Source organism: Photorhabdus viridis, assembly GCF_040256935.1.
GTDB classification, from domain to species: domain Bacteria; phylum Pseudomonadota; class Gammaproteobacteria; order Enterobacterales; family Enterobacteriaceae; genus Photorhabdus; species Photorhabdus viridis.
This window is the reverse complement of sequence record NZ_JBEJZY010000095.1, coordinates 1-4,755: the sequence shown is the minus strand read 5'-3', so window position 1 is coordinate 4,755 and position 4,755 is coordinate 1. Positions and strand designations below refer to the sequence as shown.

The 4,755-nt window shown below is 37.1% G+C and carries 4 protein-coding genes and 1 pseudogene; all 5 read right to left on the bottom strand.

Translation table 11 applies throughout. The features are described from left to right. Positions 1 to 1,018: 1,018 nt before the first annotated feature. The gene (locus ABR397_RS21820) at positions 1,019 to 1,801 is read right to left on the bottom strand and encodes an ABC transporter permease (RefSeq protein WP_350307546.1); all 783 of its coding nucleotides are present in this window, start codon (positions 1,799 to 1,801) and stop codon (positions 1,019 to 1,021) included. 4 nt (positions 1,802 to 1,805) lie between these two features. Further along, entirely contained in the window at positions 1,806 to 2,522 is a 717-nt protein-coding gene (locus ABR397_RS21815; RefSeq protein ID WP_350307545.1) for an ABC transporter permease, read from the bottom strand. Between the two features lie 73 nt (positions 2,523 to 2,595). Continuing rightward, on the bottom strand, positions 2,596 to 3,591 hold the full coding sequence (locus ABR397_RS21810) for an ABC transporter ATP-binding protein (RefSeq protein ID WP_350307544.1): 996 nt from the start codon (positions 3,589 to 3,591) through the stop codon (positions 2,596 to 2,598). 545 nt (positions 3,592 to 4,136) lie between these two features. Continuing rightward, complete coding sequence (locus ABR397_RS21805) at positions 4,137 to 4,331, bottom strand: aldo/keto reductase (RefSeq protein WP_350307543.1); 195 nt, start codon at positions 4,329 to 4,331, stop codon at positions 4,137 to 4,139. Positions 4,332 to 4,338: 7 nt separating this feature from the next. Next, a pseudogene (locus ABR397_RS21800) lies at positions 4,339 to 4,527 on the bottom strand (hypothetical protein); the annotation flags it as partial. Between the last annotated feature and the right edge of the window lie 228 nt (positions 4,528 to 4,755).

Here is a 4,755-nt window from a genome sequence, read left to right as displayed (position 1 = left end):
AAATGGATTATTAGGTTACAGGCTAGAGCCAGATAATCAGCGATTATATCGGTATATTAATGCTGATCTGCTTGTTGGCTTAAAACAGCAAGGGATAGAAACGATGAATTACAGAGAAGTAGCTCTTGAAGTCTTGGGGGATATGAATACCATTTATGGACAATATAGATCATATTGAGGACAGAATAGAATGGTTGACTATTTATATATTATTTTTTCTTTACTTGCACTTTATCCTCTATACTTTGCTTTTAAGAAACTTTTAATTCCTTATGATGTTTATATTAATTTATTAGCTATATTACTTATGATGGCATCTGATCTTTTTCATTTACATGTTTTTCATACCGGAAGCATTCCATTTTTTGGCGTGTCTACTTCATATGATTATTTTATAATTTATAGTTCTATTACACTAGCCATATTATGTAATATTACATTTATGATCGCACACAGCAGACATTATAGGAAAAACAAATGGTGAATTTATAAATTAATGATCAACAATCAGCTATACTAAGGATATAAGCAATGTTTTATCTCTACATTTTATTTTATTTGATTATGATGATTCCTTTGTATTTTTTCAAAGTAGCTTCTACAAGCCAATAATGATTACTGCAATTTTTCCGCTGGAATTAGTTGTACTTCCTGAAAATTTTAGAAATTAATAACAGTTCCTACGTCCATTAAATAAGGAAAGAAAAAACAAAAAAACCTGAGTATCAGTTTAATAAAAATAAAAAAACTCTCGGAACAGGAATCACTGTACAGGCTTACCATCTCTTTAATATAGTTCTCTTTTTACCTATATGCCCCTTTTTTAATGATCGTAAATGCCTTTTTATCTGTCATTAATTCAGCTATCCGCCAGTTAAGGATTTTAAATACATTTTCGACAATATTATCCTTCCATCCACTTTACATTTACCTAGTCTGCTATGAACATTTAAAAGCTTTAATACAGAGAGATTAAAGATTTTATAGCACAGATAAGACATTGGGGTACAAAATACCCTCAGCTGCTCGCACTACTATATCTTGAAAGAGCTTTGAGCCAGAGGTATCGAGTTAATAATAATGCTCCTGACGCATACACAAATGCCATAGCCAACGTGTCGAAATTAAGAATACCCAAGGCCGCTTGCACAGGTACATTACTTACGAAAGCAACCGGTAATATAAAACTCAGCACAAACCGCATAGCACCAGGATAAGCACTAACGGGAAACCGGCCCATATCCATCAGAGAATAACAAATGATCCACACATCAGAAACTTTAGTGAACCAAAAGGCAATAAGGTTTGAGCACATAAACAGAGAATAAAAAACGCATGCACCCAATAATAATGTTAAGTTGAATTGCATGAAGTTCGAAAATATCAAAGCATCCTGTTGAAACATCGCGAACAGCACAACAATATAACCAACGATAAAATTCGCACTGTCCCACACATTAAAACGATGAAATGTAATAAAGAACTGATGATCAACTGGACGAATAAGCATAAAATCTAAGTCACCTCTCCTAATATATTCCGAGAGAGAATGGATACTTGGAAACAACCAACTATCAATTAATGACTCCACAATGAGAGTCACACCCAGCAGAGCAACCATTTGATTGAAACTCCATCCCCCAACTTGGGATACTTGACCGAAGAATCCAGTCAAAACAAGTAAAGCCAACAGGCAGGCAAGGAAAGAATTGATCAAATTAACCAAAGCATTGAGTCGAAATTCAAGTTCTAAAACGAAAGAATTTCTTATCAAGACCAATAATAGTAAACCGTACCGCATTTAGTTAAGCTCCTGAAGCCGTATATTTTTTTAATCCTATCGACCATAGCAAAGTACGAATTAACATGAGTACTATAACCCAGAATAACTGTATCAAGAAACCAGTCAATAATTCGTCATGATTTAGTTTCCCTAATATTATTTGCACCGGGAAATCCATTGCCGATGCAAAAGGCAAGACTTTCAATAACCCTGCGATACTAGGCGGATATAAATCAAGAGGAATGAGTGATCCCCCAAGTATCGTATAAAGCGCCCAAAGCAATGGGTCAAATGCCATTGCGTTATTAATCCAAAAGGCCAGCAAACCCAGACAATAATAAAGATGAAAAATGATAATCCAGGCAAGCATGAGTGAAGGTAAAAAAACCAAAAAGTTCCAGACATCTAAGCGTTGTAAATTACCAGTCAAAACGACACCAGAAATAAAAACCACTAATATAATCGGTCCTCGAACAATCATCTGTCCCACATGATCCGCAATATAACAATAGAGGGGAGACACAGGGCGCAGCAGTAGCATAGAAAGTTCACCTCGGCGAATATCACGATCCAAGCGCTGCATTACCCAAATGGACGTTAATTGACGCACCAAGTAAATGGAAAGGAAATAAACCGCGAAATCGCTGGGTGTATAACCGCCGATGGCACCTCCATCTGCCAGATTAAACCAAACTAACATCACAGAGATAGGCATCACACCACCTATCATCCAAACCATCGACTGTGCTCGATATGCAATAGCCTGAGAGAAAGATTGACCAATGAGCACCCTCCATAACTGTAGGGTCCGCTTAAAACATTTGAACATTAGGCTCACCACTTGAAGATAAATATCCCGCTAGCACACGATCTATCGGCTCATCATGGATCGAGATATCAAGAACGACCTGTTCCGACATCAACCTTGCCATTGCAGAAGATAAAGCGTCACGCTCTACCACTAGTTCAATATCGTGGCCATCATAGAACAGCAAGCCAGGTAACAAACTCAGCTCTGGATTGATCGGACCTGAAAGACTAGCCTTTATAATCTTTTTGGGAGAACGCTTTGCAATTAAATGCGCGAGCTGTCCATCGTAGACGATCTCTCCCGAATTGATGATAATGACACGTCGTGCAAGTGCTTCCACATCCGCCATGTAATGAGAAGTTAGGAGAATTGTTGCTTTGTGTGTCTGATTATAGTGCAAGATAAATTCACGGACGACGCGCTGCATATTAGCATCTAACCCAATTGTGGGTTCATCAAGAAACAAAACCCTTGGCTTATGTAGCAATGATAAAGCTAATTCGCATTTCATACGCTCACCAAGGGACAAATTACGAACCGGCCTGTTAATTACCGAACGAATAGCAAGTAATTCAACCAGTTCATCGCGGCATCTGGAAAATTCATTATCTTCGAGATCATAGATAACCTTATTAAGTATGAAGGAATCATTAGGTGTAAGATCCCAAGCTAGTTGCTGTTTCTGCCCAGCCACAAATGATATTGACTTTAAATATCTGTTCCTACGTTCATAAGGAATATGCCCTAAAACACTGACATCGCCTAAAGAGGGCTGAATGATACCCGCCAACATTTTCATGGTAGTGGTTTTCCCAGCCCCATTCGCTCCAAGAAAACCCACAATTTCTCCTTCTTCAATAGAAAAATTAATCGCCTTTACCGCTTGTACAACCGCATAGTCCCTTTTAATAAATGACTTTAAACTGCCCAACAGACCAGGATTTTTTGTGTAAATACGGTAAGATTTGCTCAAATTTCTTACTTGAATAATGCTCATAGAAATCCGCTAATTAAATTCCAAGACTAACTTTTAGCCATTCATACTAATCGCGCACTCTCACCTTGTGCTACCCTGAGTCCATAGAGGTTGGAAAACATCATCAGATGCATACCTATGTATAAAACCAACATTAATTTTTATCGCCAATTTTTCCCCTGACAAAAAGCGCTGACTGATTGAAGTTAAGGCCATAATCCAAACTTTGCACAACGGCACAATGGTAAATTCCTAATTGACTTAGATCACCATGCTCCTTAGATGGCGATGCAGAATCCGAGAGGGAACCAACGAAACGTATATCGTATAGATTCTTTGTAAGAGGCTAGCGAACACTCAATACCACTGAAATTATCCAGCATGCCATTAAATTCAGTATGAATATGAGCGTCAAATACATTAACATCAAATTCTCTCATCAAGCCCTCAACTGTCTAATTTGATTGAATTGCAGACCAGTAACCACCTGTTAATGTCGAAGACATATAACACCCATCACTGGCGATATGACAGTTGGCCTTTGCAATAGCCATACCAAAGCGACTTTAGTACAACTCGAGGTCATCCCGTTTAGCATACAACTTCAACCAGCGACCAATAATTATCTCTGATCCCTGTGCTCCTTCATTACCATCTGGCAAATAAATTGGATAACAATCAGCAGAGTCAAGGAAGTTACCTCCTTGCTCGGTGAATACGTTAAGTATTTCGTGCGCACCTTTCTCATCCATTGCTAACATAAGCTCAATCCTTCACAAGATGAGCTTTGTTGTAACCCGCACCATCCACAATAAGATGAATTTTTTGATGATAGTTAGGATAAAACCTTCTTATTTCATTGAAAATTTCATATGTATTATTTGATTTACAAATGACTGTCTTATTACAACATGAATTTTTTATATATCTGTTAATAGTACTAAACTTACCAAACATCTAAACGAATTAAAGAAGTAATTTTATAGAAAATACTTACATCCTAATTTCTTCGAAAAACAGAGATGCATTCAGGAAATAATAGAAGAACTGTTACTTATATTCCCAGACTAACTGCTCCTGCGTCTAAAACACGCTTAAGAAAATATCCTTATAGGCAAAAATAAATATTGACTTATGATTTGCATGGTATATTTTTAGTACATCGCACTATATTAAGTTAAGCTT